The sequence below is a fragment of the Pseudomonas sp. ASL9 genome, from assembly GCF_056680335.1.
Map to the genome: position 1 here is coordinate 4389740 of NZ_CM155277.1, position 17804 is coordinate 4407543.

Here is a 17804-nt window from a genome sequence, read left to right on the forward strand (position 1 = left end):
GGTCCTGTTCCGAAGTGCGCAATGTATTGAATTAATTGAGAGGGAAGGGCTTCCCTTATTAATTTGTAAATGCGCGTGTATCTTGTTCGCATTTTTCCGAGGTGCTTGCATCCATGTCCTTTACCCGTCGACAACTCCTTGTGGGTGGCCTGTCTGGTCTTGCCGTGGTTGGTTTAGGCGCAGGTGGGGCTTCGCGGTATTGGCTGGGTCGCAGGGATTCCGAGGCGGGGCACGACTACGAGTTGATTGCCGCACCCTTGGATCTGGAATTGGTGTCTGGTCGTCAGACTCCGGCTTGGGCATTCGGTGGCTCCGTGCCGGGCACTGAATTGCGGGTGCGTCAGGGGGAGTGGTTGCGGGTGCGCTTCATCAACAAGCTGCCGGTGCCAACCACCATTCACTGGCATGGGATCCGTCTGCCGCTGGAAATGGACGGCGTGCCGTACGTTTCGCAGTTGCCCGTGTTGCCGGGCGAGTATTTTGATTACATATTTCGCGTCCCGGACGCCGGCAGCTATTGGTACCACCCGCATGTGAACAGCAGCGAGCAGCTGGGGCGCGGGTTGGTCGGTCCGTTGATCGTCGAAGAGCGCGAGCCGACGGGCTTCCTGCATGAACGAACCCTGGGTCTGAAAAGCTGGCACGTTGACGAAGAGGGCGCTTTCACTGCCTTCAGCGTGCCTCGTGAAGCCGCGCGCGGCGGCACGGCGGGGCGGTTATCGACCATCAATGGCGTGCCGCAGGCAATCATCGACTTGCCTGCCGGGCAGATTGTCCGGGTAAGGCTGCTCAATCTCGACAATACCCTGACGTATCGCCTGAACATTCCAGGGGTCGAGGCGCAGATCTACGCGCTGGACGGCAACCCGGTCAAACCACGGCCGTTGGGTAAGGACTATTGGCTGGGGCCGGGCATGCGTATGTGCCTGGCGATCAAGGCGCCCGCGGTGGGTGAAGAGCTTTCGCTGCGCAATGGTCCGGTACGGTTGGGGACGTTCCGCTCAGTGCCCAGCAGTGACGCAATCAGTGAGTGGCCGCCGGAGCTGCCCGCCAATCCGGTGTCTGAGCCCGACCTGGCCAACGCAGAAAAGCTCAACTTCAACTTTGAATGGGTGGGTTCCGTGTCGGTGAACCTCGATAAGGGTGCGCCGCCGAGCCTGTGGCAGATCAACGGCAAGGCGTGGGATATTACCGACAAGACCTGCGCCGACCGGCCCATCGCCAAACTGCAAAAGGGCAAAAGCTACATCTTCGAGCTGAAAAACATGACCCAGTATCAGCACCCGATCCACCTGCATGGCATGACCTTCAAGGTCATCGCGTCTAATCGCAAGACCGTCATCCCTTATTTCACTGACACCTACCTGCTGGGAAAGAACGAGCGCGCACGTATCGCGCTGGTAGCTGATAATCCGGGGGTGTGGATGTTCCACTGCCATGTGATTGACCATATGGAAACCGGGCTTATGGCCGCAATCGAGGTGTCCTGATGAGGCAGCCCCACATTATTGATCGCAGTCAGGATCAACATTTCATGCGTGAGGCGCTGGCACTTGCCGCGCAAGGCGCAGCCTTGGGTGAAGTCCCGGTGGGCGCAGTCGTTGTGCAAAACGGCGACATTATCGGTCGCGGGTTCAATTGCCCCATCAGCGGCAGCGACCCCAGTGCCCATGCCGAGATGGTCGCCATTCGTGCTGCTGCCCAGGCGCTCGGCAATTACCGGCTATCGGGCAGCACCCTTTATGTAACCCTCGAGCCGTGCAGCATGTGCGCAGGCTTGATCGTGCATTCGCGCATCGCCCGCGTGGTCTACGGTGCGTTAGAGCCCAAGGCCGGCATCGTCCAGAGTCAGGGACAGTTCTTCAGCCAGGGCTTTCTCAATCATCGGGTGTTGTTCGAAGGGGGCGTACTGGCGGAGGAGTGCGGGACGATGTTGAGTGAATTCTTCAAGATGCGCCGGGCGAAGAGCTGAATCAGTTACACCGCGTCAAATTCTTCGCAGCGGGACGCGTAATTGCAAGCCTCCCACAACATATCCGTGCCAGACCCTCTGTAGGAGCCAACTTGTTGGCGAAGGGCTTGATGCCGTGTGTCAGGTATGACGCCTCCCATCAAACTGGGTCCCTGTAGGAGCTGCCGAAGGCTGCGATAGGCCGGGGTCGCGGGCGACCGGCACGACCTTCAGCGGTCTCAAGAAAGCGACCGGTTCCGTCGGACGCGACCCCGGGGCGATCGCAGCCTTCGGCAGCTCCTACAGGGGATCAGCGTTTTGCTGAAAATCTAATAACATTTATATTTTATTTTTCAATCACTTACAGGTTTTTTATGGGAGCAGGCTTGCCTGCGAAGAGCGGCGATACGGTCTGCCTCAAAGCGCCGGGTTTTCTTCAGTCGGCTTGGTCTTGTCCACGCCAGGCACGTGCAGGTTGCCATCGGCGACCTGGCTGCCTTCAAGCTGCGGCTGCGTGACCCACGTGAGGATGTCGTAATAGCGACGGATGTTGGCGACAAAGTGCACCGGTTCGCCGCCTCGGGCATAACCGTAACGGGTTTTACGGAACCACTGTTTTTGCGCCAGGCGCGGCAACATTTTTTTTACGTCGAGCCATTTATTCGGATTCAGGCCCTCGTTCTCGGCCAATTTGCGCGCATCGTCCAGATGACCACTGCCGATGTTGTAGGCCGCGAGAGCTAACCATGTACGATCGGGCTCTAAAATTTTGTCATCCAGCTGATCTTTCATGGCCGCAAAGTACTTTGACCCGCCGTCGATGCTCTGCTTGGCATCCAGCCGGTTGGACACGCCCATGGCCTGCGCCGTATTTTGAGTCAGCATCATCAAACCTCGCACGCCGGTTTTTGATGTGACGCTGGGCTGCCATAACGACTCTTGATACCCGATGGCGGCCAGCAATCGCCAATCCACCAGTTCTTCCTTGCCCGCCAAACGGAAATGTTTTTCATAGAGCGGCAAGCGCTGCTGAAGGTGCTGGGCAAAGGTGTAGGCGCCCACGTAACCGAGAACGTCGACATGCCCGTAATAGCGATCTTTCAAGCGCTGTAGCGTGCCGTTTTTCTCGACCTTGTCGAGGAAGTTGTTGATCTCGTTGAGCAGGCTGTTGTCTTCGCCTGGGGCGATGGCCCAGCGCTGGTCACGGCTGTCACCCAGATCGAAAGCCACGCGCACATTGGGGAAGTACACCTGATTCATCGCCAATTCGTTGGAGTCGACCAGGGTCAGATCGATCTGGCCCTCATCCACCATGCGCAGCAGGTCAACCACTTCCACCGCGTCGGATTCTTCGTATTCCAGCGTCGGCATCTTTACTTTCAGTGCGGCCAGCTGTTCAGCATGGCTGCTGCCCTTGAGCACCAGAATTTTTTTGCCGATCAGACCGCTAGCGTCGGTGGGGCGAGATTGGCCGTTGCGGTAGATGATCTGGGGGGTGACTTGCAGGTACGGATGGGAGAACCGGACTTGCTGCTTGCGTGTATCGGTAGCGACCAGGCCTGCAGCGGCCAGTACCGGGCCACCGGGCTTATGCAGTTGATCGAATAGATCATCAAGATTATCGGCGGTCTCGATCTGCAGTTTGACCCCGAGATCCTCTGCGAAGCGCTTGACCAGCTCGTATTCGAAACCGGTTTCACCGTTACGATCCTGGAAATAAGTGGCCGGGCTGTTCCGAGTGACCACGCGCAGAATGCCATCCTCCTTGACTCGCTCCAGTGTGTTGGGTTTATCAACACAGGCGCTGAGCATCAGGAAGAGTCCGGTTGCGATGAGCCATTTGGCACAGCGCGGGCGGAAAGCGGATTGGGAAAACATGGGTGCAGTATACGCAAAGGATCCCGACCGCCATATCTCGACAATGAAGACCGTGTCTGATAGGGCGAGGCCGTTCTCAGGGCGCCGACATTCGACGATGCTGGAAAGCGCCGTTTCGGGTGCCGAAAGTGGCGGTTTAGGCTAGAATGCATGGCCTCAAAGCACACCCCTTCCCGAGGCTGTCCCGAAGATGTTGATCCTGCGCGGTGCTCCTGCCCTTTCTGCCTTCCGCCACAGCAAATTACTTGAGCAACTGAAACAGAAAGTTTCAGCTGTCAGTGGCTTGTACGCTGAATTCGCCCACTTCGCTGAGGTCACTGGCGTTCTGTCCGGTGAAGACCAGCAGGTCCTTGCCCGCCTTCTGAAATACGGCCCGAGTGTGCCGGTTCAAGAGCCAAGCGGCCGGCTGTTCCTGGTGTTGCCGCGTTTTGGCACCATTTCGCCCTGGTCGAGCAAGGCCAGCGATATCGCCCGAAACTGCGGTCTGGCAAGCATTCAGCGCCTTGAGCGCGGTATTGCTTTCTATGTCGAAGGCCAATTCAGCGATGCCGAAGTCGAGCTGATCGCTGACGCGCTGCATGACCGCATGACGCAGTTGGTGTTGGGCACGCTGGAACAGGCCGCCGGTCTGTTCCGTCATGCCGAACCCAAACCGCTGACGGCCATCGATATTCTGGGTGGCGGTCGTGCCGCACTGGAAAAAGCCAACATCGAGCTGGGCCTTGCCCTGGCGGATGACGAAATCGATTACCTGGTGACCAGTTTCGCTACGCTGGGGCGCAACCCCCACGACATCGAGCTGATGATGTTCGCCCAGGCCAACTCCGAGCATTGTCGTCACAAGATCTTCAATGCCAGCTGGGATATCGACGGCGAGAATCAGGAAAAAAGCCTGTTTGGCATGATCAAGAACACCTTCCAGATGCATGGCGAAGGTGTCCTCTCTGCCTATAAGGACAACGCCGCAGTCATCGCAGGCCCGGTGGCGGGGCGTTTCTTCCCGAACCCTGAAACCCGCCAGTACGGCGCGGTGCAGGAGCCGGTGCACATCTTGATGAAGGTCGAGACCCACAACCACCCGACCGCGATTGCTCCATTCCCGGGTGCCGCTACCGGCTCCGGTGGCGAGATTCGCGACGAAGGTGCTACCGGTCGCGGCGCCAAGCCGAAAGCCGGCCTGACCGGTTTTACCGTGTCGAACCTGATGATTCCCGGTTTCGAACAGCCGTGGGAAGTGCCATACGGCAAACCCGAACGCATCGTGACGGCGCTGGACATCATGCTCGAAGGCCCGCTGGGCGGCGCGGCGTTCAACAACGAATTCGGACGTCCGGCCCTGACCGGTTACTTCCGCACCTTCGAACAACTGATCAGCACCCCGCACGGTGATGAAGTCCGTGGTTACCACAAGCCGATCATGCTGGCCGGTGGTATGGGCAACATCCGGGATGGACACGTACAGAAAGCCGAAATCACTGTCGGCTCCAGGCTGATCGTGCTCGGCGGTCCCGCCATGTTGATCGGTCTGGGGGGTGGTGCAGCGTCGTCGATGGCGACCGGCACCAGCTCTGCGGATCTGGATTTCGCTTCGGTTCAGCGTGAAAACCCTGAAATGGAGCGTCGCTGTCAGGAAGTGATCGACCGTTGCTGGCAGTTGGGCGACGAAAACCCGATCAGCTTTATCCATGACGTCGGCGCGGGCGGTCTGTCCAATGCCTTCCCTGAGCTGGTCAATGACGGTGAGCGTGGCGGTCGTTTCGAACTGCGCAACATTCCGAATGACGAGCCGGGCATGGCCCCGCTGGAAATCTGGAGCAACGAATCGCAGGAACGCTATGTGATGGCGGTTGGCGCTGCGGATTTCGAGCGTTTCAAAGCCATTTGCGAACGTGAGCGTTGCCCGTTTGCCGTCGTCGGTGAAGCCACCGCCGAACCGCAACTGACAGTGACCGACAGCCACTTCGGCAATAGCCCGGTGGACATGCCGCTCGAAGTGCTGCTGGGCAAGGCGCCGCGCATGCACCGTTCGGCGACTCGCGAAAGCGAACTGGGCGATGATTTTGACCCAAGCACCCTCGACATCGAAGAGAGTGTGCAGCGCGTTCTGCATCACCCGGCCGTCGCCAGCAAAAGCTTCCTGATCACCATCGGCGACCGCAGCATTACGGGTCTGGTTGCTCGCGATCAAATGGTGGGTCCGTGGCAAGTGCCCGTGGCTGACTGTGCCGTGACCGCTACCAGCTTCGACGTGAACACCGGTGAAGCCATGGCCATGGGCGAGCGCACACCGCTGGCGCTGCTGGACGCTCCGGCGTCCGGGCGTATGGCGATTGGCGAAACCCTGACCAACATCGTTGCTTCGCGCATCGCGAAGATTTCCGACATCAAACTGTCGGCCAACTGGATGTCCGCTGCCGGTCACCCCGGTGAAGACGCCCGTTTGTATGACACCGTAAAAGCGGTCGGCATGGAGCTGTGCCCTGATTTGGGCATCACCATCCCAGTGGGCAAGGACTCGATGTCCATGAAAACCCAGTGGCGCGATGAAGGCACCGAGAAGAGCGTGACGTCGCCGCTGTCGCTGATCGTGACCGGCTTCGCGCCGGTGGTCGACATCCGCCAGACCCTGACGCCAGAACTGCGCATGGACAAGGGCGACACCGACCTGATCCTGATCGATCTGGGCCGTGGTCAGAACCGCATGGGCGCTTCGATTCTCGCTCAGGTGCACGGCAAGCTGGGTCGCGTCGCGCCCGACGTGGACGACGCAGAAGACCTCAAGGCCTTCTTCGCGGTGATCCAGGGCCTGAATGCTGACGGTCACTTGCTGGCTTACCACGACCGTTCCGACGGTGGTCTGTTGGTCACCACGCTGGAAATGGCGTTCGCCGGCCACTGCGGTTTGAACCTGTACCTCGACAGCCTGGCGGAAACTTCAGCCGAGTTGTCAGCCATCCTGTTCAACGAAGAGCTGGGTGCCGTGATACAGGTTCACCGGGATGCTACGCCGGAGGTGCTTGCACAGTTCAGCGCGGCCGGGCTTGAAGAGTGCGTCGCGGTCATCGGTCAGCCGGTGAACAACGATGAAGTTGCGATCAGCTACAACGGTGAGCCGGTGTTCGGTGGTCAACGTCGTTTGCTGCAACGTCAGTGGGTAGAGACCAGCTATCAGATCCAGCGTCTGCGTGACAACGTCGAATGCGCCGAACAAGAATTCGACGCACTGCTTGAAGAAGACAACCCAGGCCTGAGTGCCAAGGTGGGCTTCGATGTGAACGACAACATCAGCGCGCCGTACATCAAGAAAGGCATTCGTCCGCAAGTGGCGGTCCTGCGTGAGCAGGGCGTCAACGGTCAGGTCGAGATGGCGGCTGCATTCGATCGCGCCGGCTTCAACGCTATCGACGTGCACATGAGCGATATTCTCGCCGGTAGCGTCGATCTGAATGAGTTCAAAGGTCTGGTGGCCTGCGGTGGTTTCTCCTACGGCGACGTGCTCGGCGCGGGCGAAGGCTGGGCCAAGTCGGCCTTGTTCAACAGCCGCGCGCGGGATGCCTTCCAGGGTTTCTTCGAGCGTCAGGACAGCTTCACCCTTGGCGTGTGCAACGGTTGCCAGATGTTGTCCAACCTCAGGGAACTGGTTCCAGGCAGCGAGTTCTGGCCTCATTTCGTGCGCAACCGCTCCGAGCAGTTCGAAGCACGGGTCGCAATGGTCCAGGTTCAGGACTCGGCGTCGATCTTCCTCCGGGGCATGGCCGGTTCGCGTATGCCGATCGCCATTGCCCACGGTGAAGGTCTGGCTGAATTCCGCAGCGAAGACGCATTGCTCGAAGCCGATTTGTCCGGGTGTGTGGCCATGCGGTTTGTCGACAACCATGGCAAGGTCACCGAAACTTACCCAGCCAACCCGAACGGTTCGCCACGCGGGATTACGGGCCTCACCAGTCGTGACGGTCGTGTCACCATCATGATGCCGCACCCTGAGCGTGTGTTCCGTGCCGTGCAGAACTCCTGGTGTCCGGAAGAGTGGGATGAAGACGGTGCCTGGATGCGTATGTTCCGTAATGCGCGGGTATGGGTGAACTGACAGATAAAGGTCGAGCCATGTACAAGCTCAGCTTTTTCGTACCGCCGAGCCATGTCGACGTGGTCAAGAGTGCCGTATTCGCCGCAGGTGCCGGGCGAATCGGGGCTTATGACTGTTGCTCATGGCAGACGCTGGGTCAAGGCCAGTTTCGCCCCTTGGACGGCAGCCAGCCGTTCATTGGGCGGGCGGGCGAGATCGAGCAGGTGCAGGAATGGAAGGTCGAGCTGGTGGTGGCTGACGATTTGATCACCCAGGCAGTGATGGCTCTCAAGCAGAGCCATCCCTATGAAACACCGGCCTATGAAGTGTGGAAACTGGCTGATTTTTGAATCTGTCTGCACGAGATTAAAATGTGGCTCCGATCCTCAAAACGCATGCAGGGCCCTCAGAGGCGCTATAAAGGCCAATCGTTGGTCGATTAGTGGTTTGGCAGGTTTCCTGGGGATAGGTCGGTGACCGCGTTTGTGATAACATTCGGCGGTTTCCAGGGTGGCGCGATGCGCCTGCCCTTACTGCGCAGATCCGTAGCATAACTCGTTGATTTGTCGTAAGTCGTTGCATGGCAAATGCCTGCAGCGGCGAGCTTCGTTCGTCCCGCATGGATGTGACGAGGTTTCACCAGAAAAAGGAATCAGGCTTCTCATGGGCGAACTGGCCAAAGAAATCCTCCCGGTCAATATCGAAGACGAGCTGAAACAGTCCTACCTCGACTACGCGATGAGCGTAATCGTCGGGCGGGCACTGCCTGATGCGCGTGATGGCTTGAAGCCCGTGCATCGGCGTGTACTCTTCGCGATGAGCGAACTGGGTAACGACTGGAACAAGCCGTACAAGAAATCTGCCCGTGTGGTCGGCGACGTTATCGGTAAGTACCACCCGCATGGTGATACCGCTGTTTACGACACTATCGTCCGGATGGCTCAGCCATTCTCCCTGCGCTACCTGTTGGTAGACGGCCAGGGCAACTTCGGTTCGGTGGACGGCGACAACGCCGCCGCCATGCGATACACCGAAGTCCGGATGACCAAACTGGCCCACGAGCTGCTGGCTGACCTGCATAAAGAAACCGTGGACTGGGTGCCGAACTACGACGGCACCGAAATGATCCCGGCGGTCATGCCAACCCGTATTCCCAACTTGCTGGTCAACGGCTCCAGCGGTATTGCCGTGGGCATGGCGACCAACATCCCGCCGCACAACCTCGGTGAAGTCATCGACGGTTGCCTGGCCCTCATCGACAACCCTGAGTTGAGCATCGATGAGTTGATGCAATACATTCCGGGCCCTGACTTTCCGACGGCCGCGATCATCAACGGTCGTGCCGGTATCGTCGAAGCCTACCGCACCGGTCGTGGGCGCATTTACATGCGTGCGCGTTCGATGGTCGAAGACATCGACAAGGTCGGTGGTCGTCAGCAGATCGTGATCACCGAACTCCCGTACCAGTTGAACAAGGCGCGTCTGATCGAGAAGATCGCCGAGCTGGTCAAAGAGAAAAAGCTCGAAGGCATCACTGAGCTGCGCGACGAGTCCGACAAAGACGGTATGCGCGTAGTTATCGAGCTGCGTCGTGGCGAAGTGCCTGAGGTCGTCCTCAACAACCTCTACGCCCAGACCCAACTGCAATGTGTTTTCGGTATCAACATCGTTGCATTGATCGATGGCCGTCCGCGGATCCTCAACCTCAAGGACCTGCTGGAAGCCTTCGTTCGTCACCGTCGCGAAGTGGTCACCCGTCGTACCGTTTTCGAACTGCGTAAAGCCCGTGAGCGTGGTCATCTGCTCGAAGGTCAAGCGGTTGCCTTGTCGAACATCGACCCGGTTATCGCCCTGATCAAAGCCTCGCCGACACCGGCTGAAGCCAAGGCCGCATTGATCGAAACGCCGTGGGAATCCAGTGCTGTTGTGCAAATGGTCGAACGTGCCGGTGCGGATTCATGCCGTCCGGACAACCTTGATCCGCAGTATGGCCTGCGCGATGGCAAGTATTTCCTGTCGCCGGAACAGGCTCAGGCGATTCTGGAGCTGCGTCTGCACCGTCTGACCGGTCTCGAACACGAAAAACTGCTGACCGAATACCAGGAAATCCTCACCCAGATCGGCGAGTTGCTGCGCATTCTCAACAGCGCCGAGCGTCTGATGGAAATCATCCGCGAAGAGCTGGAGTTGATCCGCGCTGAATACGGCGATGTACGCCGCACCGAGATTCTCGATGCGCGTCTGGACCTGACCCTGGGCGACCTGATCACCGAAGAAGAGCGCGTTGTCACCATCTCTCACGGTGGTTATGCCAAGACTCAGCCGTTGGCCGTCTACCAGGCTCAACGCCGTGGCGGTAAAGGCAAATCGGCTACCGGCGTTAAGGATGAGGACTACATCGCTCACCTGCTGGTCGCCAACAGTCACACCACGCTGTTGATGTTCTCCAGCAAGGGCAAGGTGTACTGGCTCAAGACATACGAAATTCCGGAAGCCTCCCGTGCTGCCCGTGGTCGTCCGTTGGTCAACCTGCTACCGCTGAGTGAGGGTGAATACATCACCACCATGCTGCCGGTGGACATGGAAGCCATGCGCAAGAAGTCCGAAGAAGAAGGCGGTGACGATGTCATCACCCCGGAACTGGACGACGTAGCAAGCGACGAAAGCGAAGAAGACAGAAAGGCGCGCATCAAGGCGGAAGACCGGAAGAAAGCTCCGTTCATCTTCATGTCGACTGCCAATGGCACCGTGAAGAAAACCCCGCTGGCGCAATTCAGCCGTCAACGCAGTGTTGGCCTGATCGCGCTGGAGCTGGACGAAGGCGACATCCTGATTTCCGCAGCCATCACCGATGGCGAACGCGAAGTCATGCTGTTCTCCGATGGCGGCAAAGTAACGCGCTTTAAAGAGTCCGACGTTCGCGCCATGGGCCGTACCGCTCGCGGTGTGCGCGGCATGCGTCTGCCAGAAGGTCAGAAGCTGATCTCCATGCTGATCCCGGAAGAAGGCAGCCAGATTCTGACCGCCTCCGAGCGTGGTTTCGGCAAACGCACCGCGATTACCGAGTTCCCTGAGTACAAGCGTGGCGGTCAGGGCGTTATTGCCATGGTCAGCAACGACCGTAACGGCCGTTTGGTCGGCGCGGTACAAGTGCTCGACGGCGAGGAAATCATGCTGATTTCCGACCAAGGGACCTTGGTTCGCACCCGTGTTGATGAAGTGTCCAGTCTGGGTCGTAATACCCAGGGCGTGACCTTGATCAAACTGGCCAGCGACGAAAAACTGGTCGGTCTTGAGCGTGTTCAAGAGCCGTCGGAAGTCGAAGGCGAAGAGCTTGAAGGCGAAGTGTTGGACGGCGAAGTGCTGGATGTCAGCGACATCGATGAATCACTGGAAACCGACGCACCGGAAGAAGAGTAATGCGATACCTGTAGGAGCCAACTTGTTGGCGAGGGGTTGATGCGGTGTGTCAGATGCACCGCGTCAAACCATTCGCAGACAAGTCAGCTCCTACGGCCTTCGGCCAGAAACAGATGTCCGGCCGAACACGAGTTCCTGTAGGAGCTGGCTTGCCTGCGATTGACCGCGAAGCGGTCACGGAAAGTCAGAAGCAACACCGAAAGCGTACAGACCCAAGCATTTGACGAGAGTGGATATGAGCAAGCGAGCTTTTAACTTCTGCGCAGGTCCTGCTGCGCTCCCTGAAGCTGTTCTGCTGCGTGCCCAGGCAGAACTTCTGGACTGGCATGGCAAAGGCCTGTCCGTCATGGAAATGAGTCATCGCAGTGATGAGTTCGTTTCCATTGCCAACAAGGCCGAGCAAGATCTGCGCGACCTGATGAGCATCCCCTCAAACTATAAAGTGCTGTTTCTGCAAGGCGGCGCAAGCCAGCAATTTGCCCAGATTCCGCTCAATCTGCTGCCTGAAAACGCCCGGGCCGATTACATCGACACCGGCATCTGGTCGCAGAAAGCTATTGAAGAAGCTTCACGCTTTGGTACCGTCAACATCGCTGCCAGCGCCAAGCCTTACGACTATTTCGCCATCCCCGGCCAGAACGAGTGGAAGCTGTCCAAAGACGCTGCCTACGTTCACTACGCACCCAATGAAACCATTGGCGGCCTGGAATTCAGCTGGATTCCTGAAACGGGCGACGTCCCACTGGTGGCCGACATGTCTTCGGACATCCTGTCGCGTCCCGTGGATGTTTCCAGGTTCGGCATGATCTACGCCGGCGCCCAGAAAAATATCGGCCCGAGCGGTATTGTCGTCGTGATCATTCGCGAAGACCTGCTCGGTCACGCCCGTACGATCTGCCCGACCATGCTCAACTACAAAGTCGCCGCCGATAACGCGTCGATGTACAACACTCCGCCGACCTTGTCCTGGTACCTGTCTGGTCTGGTATTTGAATGGCTCAAGGAGCAAGGCGGCGTGGAAGCCATCGGCAAACTCAATGACATCAAACAGCGCACGCTGTACGACTTCATCGACGCCAGCGGCCTGTACAGCAACCCGATCAACAAAACCGACCGCTCGTGGATGAACGTGCCGTTCCGTCTGGCCGATGATCGCCTGGACAAGCCGTTCCTGGTCGGTGCCGAAGCGCGTAACTTGCTCAACCTCAAGGGTCACCGTTCGGTCGGCGGCATGCGTGCCTCCATCTACAATGCCGTCGACATCCATGGGGTCAATGCCCTGGTGTCGTACATGGCAGAGTTCGAGAAGGAACACGGCTAATGTCTGAACAAGAACTCAAGGCGCTGCGCATACGCATTGATAGCCTGGACGAGAAAGTCCTGGAGCTGATCAGTGAGCGTGCGCGTTGTGCGCAGGAAGTCGCGCGGGTGAAAATGGCCTCGCTGGCTGAAGGCGAAGTGCCGGTGTTCTACCGTCCAGAACGCGAAGCCCAAGTACTCAAGCGCGTTATGGCGAGTAACAAGGGGCCGTTGGGCAATGAGGAGATGGCGCGTCTGTTCCGCGAAATCATGTCCTCGTGCCTGGCGCTGGAGCAGCCACTGAAAGTGGCTTACCTCGGCCCGGAAGGCACCTTCACTCAAGCTGCAGCCATGAAGCACTTTGGTCACGCGGTCATCAGTTTGCCGATGGCGGCCATTGATGAAGTGTTCCGTGAAGTGGCAGCCGGGGCGGTAAATTTTGGCGTGGTCCCGGTGGAAAACTCCACCGAAGGCGCGGTCAACCATACCCTAGACAGCTTTCTCGAACACGACATGGTCATCTGTGGCGAAGTCGAATTGCGTATCCACCACCACCTGTTGGTCGGTGAAAACACCAAGACCGACAGCATCAGCCGCATCTACTCCCACGCTCAGTCGCTGGCCCAGTGCCGTAAGTGGCTGGACGCGCATTACCCGAATGTCGAGCGCATCGCCGTTTCCAGCAACGCCGAAGCGGCCAAGCGGGTCAAGGGTGAGTGGAGTTCGGCAGCCATTGCTGGCGATATGGCTGCGGGCCTGTACGGCCTGACGCGCATCGCGGAAAAAATCGAAGACCGTCCGGATAACTCCACGCGGTTCCTGATTATTGGTAGCCAGGAAGTCCCGCCCACGGGCGACGACAAAACCTCGATCATTGTCTCGATGAGCAACAAGCCAGGTGCGCTGCATGAATTGCTGGTGCCCTTCCATGAGAACGGAATCGACCTGACCCGTATCGAAACCCGACCTTCGCGCAGCGGTAAATGGACCTACGTGTTCTTTATCGACTTCGTCGGCCATCACCGTGATCCGTTGATCAAGGCTGCGTTGGAAAAAATCAGCCAGGAAGCCGTGGCACTCAAGGTGCTGGGTTCTTACCCGAAAGCGGTTCTCTAAAAGGGGTTAGCACTGCATGAGCGTCGACTTCCTCGCCCTGGCACAGCCGGGCGTGCAAAAACTTTCGCCCTACGTCCCAGGCAAGCCCGTGGACGAACTGGCGCGCGAGCTGGACATCGATCCGGCCAAAATCATCAAGCTGGCCAGCAACGAAAACCCGCTGGGGGCCAGCCCTAAGGCCTTGGCCGCGATTCACGATGAGCTGGCCGAACTGACCCGCTACCCGGACGGCAATGGTTTCAACCTAAAGGCGCGTCTTGCCGAACGCTGCGGCGTGCAAGCCAGTCAAGTGACTTTGGGCAATGGCTCCAACGATATTCTGGAGTTGATCGCTCGCGCCTATCTGGCACCGGGCCTGAACGCAGTGTTCAGTGAGCATGCGTTCGCCATCTATCCGATCGTCACCCAAGCCGTTGGCGCCGACGCCCATGTGGCGCCCGCCAAAGACTGGGGCCACGACCTGCCGGCGATGCTGGCGGCTATCGATAGCAACACGCGCGTGGTGTTTATTGCCAACCCGAACAACCCGACCGGGACCTGGTTCGGTCCAAGTGCCTTGGCTGATTTCCTCGCCAAGGTGCCGGAAAACGTGTTGGTGGTGCTGGACGAGGCCTACATCGAATACGCCGAAGGCGCGGAACTGCCGAATGGCCTGAACTACCTGGCCGATTATCCCAACTTGCTGGTGTCTCGTACCTTCTCCAAAGCCTACGGCCTGGCGGCGTTGCGCGTGGGCTATTGCGTGTCTTCGCCGGTGGTCGCTGATGTGCTCAATCGCGTGCGTCAGCCGTTCAACGTCAACAGCCTTGCGCTGGCTGCGGCCTGTGCCGCGCTGGGCGATGCCGAGTACCTGGCCCAAAGCCGTCGCGCGAACGAAGCCGGGATGCAACAGCTTGAACAGGGGCTGCGCGTGTTGGGCCTGAGCTGGATTCCTTCCAAAGCCAACTTCCTGGCCATCGATCTCGGTCGTGAAGGCGCGTCGGTCTATCAAGGCCTGCTGCGTGAAGGCGTGATCGTACGTCCGGTTGGGGGGTATGGCATGCCAAACCACCTGCGGGTCAGCATCGGTTTGCCGGGCGAAAACGCCCGCTTCCTTGAGGCTTTGGCCAAGGTTCTGGCACGTGGTTGATGTCATGCCAGTGCAATTAGCTCAGCCTATGATCGGGCGCCTGGTGGTGATCGGCCTCGGTTTGATCGGTGGTTCGTTCGCCAAAGGCCTGCGCGAAAGTGGCGTGTGCCGTGAAGTGGTAGGGGTTGATCTGGACCCGCGCTCACGCCGGTTGGCGGTAGAGCTGGGCGTGGTCGACCGCTGCGAGGAAGATATTGCTGCCGCTTGTCGCGGCGCTGACGTTATCCAGCTCGCCGTGCCTATTCTGGCGATGGAAAAATTGCTCACGCTGTTGGCGACCCTTGACCTTGGCAACGCGGTGCTGACCGATGTCGGCAGTGCCAAGGGCAATGTGGTGCGCGCTGCACGCCTGGCATTTGGTAGTTTGCCCCCGCGTTTCGTGCCGGGGCATCCGATTGCCGGGTCTGAACAGAGCGGGGTGGAAGCGTCCGACGCTCAGCTGTTCCGTCGGCATAAAGTAATTTTGACGCCGCTGGCCGAAACCGACCCGGTGGCGCTGGCCCTGGTTGACCGTTTATGGTCCGAACTGGGTGCTGATGTTGAGCACATGCAGGTCGAGCGCCACGATGAAGTGTTGGCGGCGACCAGTCATTTGCCGCATTTGTTGGCGTTTGCTCTGGTGGACTCACTGGCCAAGCGCAACGAAAATCTGGATATTTTTAGATACGCCGCGGGCGGTTTTCGCGATTTCACAAGGATCGCGGGCAGTGACCCGGTGATGTGGCACGACATTTTTCTCGCCAACCGCGAGGCGGTGTTGCGCACATTAGATACATTTCGCAGCGACCTCGACGCCTTGCGCGACGCGGTCGATGCAGGGGATGGGCATCAATTGCTGGGCGTTTTCACTCGCGCCCGTGTTGCTCGCGAGCATTTCAGTAAAATCCTGGCCCGTCGGGCCTATGTGGACGCTATGAACTCCAACGACCTGATTTTCCTGGCTAATCCTGGTGGACGCGTTAGCGGACGTATCCGAGTTCCAGGCGATAAATCGATTTCCCACCGTTCGATCATGCTCGGCTCGCTGGCCGAAGGCACGACCGAAGTCGAAGGCTTCCTTGAAGGTGAAGACGCCCTGGCAACCTTGCAAGCGTTCCGTGACATGGGTGTTGTGATCGAAGGCCCGCACCACGGCCGCGTCACCATTCATGGGGTCGGCTTGCATGGTTTGAAAGCTGCTCCGGGCCCAATCTATCTGGGTAACTCCGGCACCTCGATGCGCCTGCTTTCCGGTTTGCTGGCAGCGCAGAGTTTCGACAGCACCTTGACCGGCGATGCCTCGCTGTCCAAGCGGCCGATGAACCGCGTCGCCAATCCATTGCGTGAAATGGGTGCCGTGATCGAGACCGCCGCTGAAGGTCGTCCGCCGATGACCATCCGTGGCGGCCATCGTCTGACCGGCCTGAACTACACCCTGCCAATGGCCAGTGCTCAGGTGAAATCCTGCGTGTTGTTGGCCGGTCTGTATGCCGACGGCAAGACGAGTGTCACTGAGCCTGCGCCGACCCGTGACCATACTGAACGCATGTTGCGCGGCTTCGGCTACCCGGTCAGCGTTCACGGCAGCACCGCTTCGGTTGAGTCTGGCCACAAACTGACGGCAACCCATATTGAAGTGCCGGCTGATATCTCCTCGGCAGCCTTCTTTCTGGTCGCCGCGTCCATTGCCGAAGGCTCGGACCTGCTGCTCGAACACGTCGGTATCAACCCGACGCGCACGGGTGTCATCGACATTCTGCGTCTGATGGGCGCTGACATCACTCTGGAGAACCAGCGCGAAGTCGGTGGCGAGCCCGTGGCTGACATACGTGTACGTGCAGCTAAACTGAAGGGTATCGACATCCCTGAAGCACTGGTTCCGCTGGCGATCGACGAATTTCCGGTGCTGTTCGTCGCGGCGGCCTGTGCAGAAGGGCGTACCGTCCTGCGCGGCGCCGAAGAGCTGCGCGTCAAGGAATCCGACCGTATCCAGGTCATGGCCGACGGCTTGCTGACGCTGGGCGTCAAAGTCGAACCAACCCCGGACGGTATCATTATTGATGGCGGCCTCATTGGCGGTGGCGAAGTCCACGGTCACGGCGACCACCGGATTGCCATGGCGTTCAGCGTTGCCTCCCTGCGCGCGTCGGCACCGATCCGTATCCATGATTGCGCCAATGTCGCGACCTCCTTCCCGAACTTCCTCGCACTCTGCGCTCAAGTCGGCATTCGTGTAGCACAAGAGGCTCAATCGTGAGGATTCAAGCTCCAGTCATCACCATCGATGGACCTAGCGGTTCGGGCAAAGGCACTGTTGCAGGCCGGTTGGCCAAGCATCTGGGCTGGCATCTGCTCGATTCCGGGGCGCTATATCGCCTGCTGGCCTTCGCTGCGGGCAACCATGGTGTCGACCTGACCAATGAAGAACTCTTGAAACAGCTGGCCGCTCATCTGGACGTGCAGTTCAGCGCGGGTAACGATGATCATGGCCAGCGCATTACCCTGGAAGGCGAAGATGTCACCCACGCCATCCGCAACGAACAGATCGGCAATGGTGCCTCGCAAGTCGCCTCACTGCCTGCCGTGCGCGATTCCTTGCTCCAGCGTCAGCGCGCTTTCAAGGAAGCGCCGGGCCTGGTTGCCGATGGCCGCGACATGGGTACCGTGGTGTTTCCAGACGCCCCGTTGAAGATTTATCTGACCGCCAGCGCTGAAGAGCGTGCACGTCGCCGTTACTTGCAGTTGAAGGCCAAAGGTGATGATGTTAGTCTGTCGAGTCTGCTAGATGAGATATGTGCACGCGACGAGCGTGACACCCAGCGAGCGGTAGCCCCGCTCAAGCCGGCGCATGACGCCATACAGCTGGATTCCACTGAATTATCCATCGAGCAGGTGTTAGAACGCATTTTGAGTGAAATCGCGCTACGCGATCTCGCCTGATGACAAGGAAGCGTGTGGGAGACCAG

General features: G+C 58.9%; 11 protein-coding genes. 10 read left to right on the plus strand and 1 reads right to left on the minus strand.

Annotation, left to right across the window (positions count from 1 at the left end; all coding sequences use genetic code 11):
- Nucleotides 1-113: 113 nt before the first annotated feature.
- Entirely contained in the window at nucleotides 114-1490 is a 1377-nt protein-coding gene (locus tag AC1ME2_RS20325; protein ID WP_480436281.1) for a multicopper oxidase family protein, read from the plus strand.
- Nucleotides 1490-1972 carry a tRNA adenosine(34) deaminase TadA gene (tadA, locus tag AC1ME2_RS20330; protein ID WP_480436282.1) on the plus strand — a complete coding sequence of 161 codons (483 nt, stop codon included), beginning with the start codon at nucleotides 1490-1492 and terminating at the stop codon, nucleotides 1970-1972. The genes AC1ME2_RS20325 and tadA overlap by 1 nt, the downstream gene beginning before the upstream one ends.
- A gap of 396 nt (nucleotides 1973-2368) precedes the next feature.
- On the opposite strand, the gene mltF is transcribed toward tadA, so the two are convergent.
- Nucleotides 2369-3829 carry a membrane-bound lytic murein transglycosylase MltF gene (gene mltF, locus AC1ME2_RS20335; protein WP_480436284.1) on the minus strand — a complete coding sequence of 487 codons (1461 nt, stop codon included), beginning with the start codon at nucleotides 3827-3829 and terminating at the stop codon, nucleotides 2369-2371.
- A gap of 190 nt (nucleotides 3830-4019) precedes the next feature.
- Here mltF and purL point away from each other — a divergent pair, with 190 nt between their 5' ends.
- The 8 genes from purL to cmk all read left to right on the plus strand — a co-directional run bounded on the left by purL (nucleotide 4020) and on the right by cmk (nucleotide 17778).
- Entirely contained in the window at nucleotides 4020-7916 is a 3897-nt protein-coding gene (purL, locus tag AC1ME2_RS20340) for a phosphoribosylformylglycinamidine synthase (protein WP_480436286.1), read from the plus strand.
- A gap of 17 nt (nucleotides 7917-7933) precedes the next feature.
- The gene (locus AC1ME2_RS20345) at nucleotides 7934-8245 is read left to right on the plus strand and encodes an NGG1p interacting factor NIF3 (RefSeq protein WP_480436287.1); all 312 of its coding nucleotides are present in this window, start codon (nucleotides 7934-7936) and stop codon (nucleotides 8243-8245) included.
- 313 nt (nucleotides 8246-8558) lie between these two features.
- The gene (gene gyrA, locus AC1ME2_RS20350; RefSeq protein WP_480436288.1) at nucleotides 8559-11315 is read left to right on the plus strand and encodes a DNA gyrase subunit A; all 2757 of its coding nucleotides are present in this window, start codon (nucleotides 8559-8561) and stop codon (nucleotides 11313-11315) included.
- 235 nt (nucleotides 11316-11550) lie between these two features.
- A complete protein-coding gene (serC, locus tag AC1ME2_RS20355; protein ID WP_480436291.1) occupies nucleotides 11551-12636 on the plus strand; it encodes a 3-phosphoserine/phosphohydroxythreonine transaminase in 1086 nt (361 codons plus the stop codon).
- A complete protein-coding gene (pheA, locus tag AC1ME2_RS20360; RefSeq protein WP_480436293.1) occupies nucleotides 12636-13730 on the plus strand; it encodes a prephenate dehydratase in 1095 nt (364 codons plus the stop codon). Before serC ends, pheA begins: the two co-directional genes overlap by 1 nt.
- A gap of 16 nt (nucleotides 13731-13746) precedes the next feature.
- Entirely contained in the window at nucleotides 13747-14859 is a 1113-nt protein-coding gene (gene hisC, locus AC1ME2_RS20365) for a histidinol-phosphate transaminase (protein ID WP_480436294.1), read from the plus strand.
- Between the two features lie 28 nt (nucleotides 14860-14887).
- Nucleotides 14888-17095 carry a bifunctional prephenate dehydrogenase/3-phosphoshikimate 1-carboxyvinyltransferase gene (locus AC1ME2_RS20370; RefSeq protein WP_480442247.1) on the plus strand — a complete coding sequence of 736 codons (2208 nt, stop codon included), beginning with the start codon at nucleotides 14888-14890 and terminating at the stop codon, nucleotides 17093-17095.
- Complete coding sequence (gene cmk, locus AC1ME2_RS20375) at nucleotides 17092-17778, plus strand: (d)CMP kinase (RefSeq protein WP_480436295.1); 687 nt, start codon at nucleotides 17092-17094, stop codon at nucleotides 17776-17778. The genes AC1ME2_RS20370 and cmk overlap by 4 nt, the downstream gene beginning before the upstream one ends.
- Nucleotides 17779-17804: the final 26 nt, after the last annotated feature.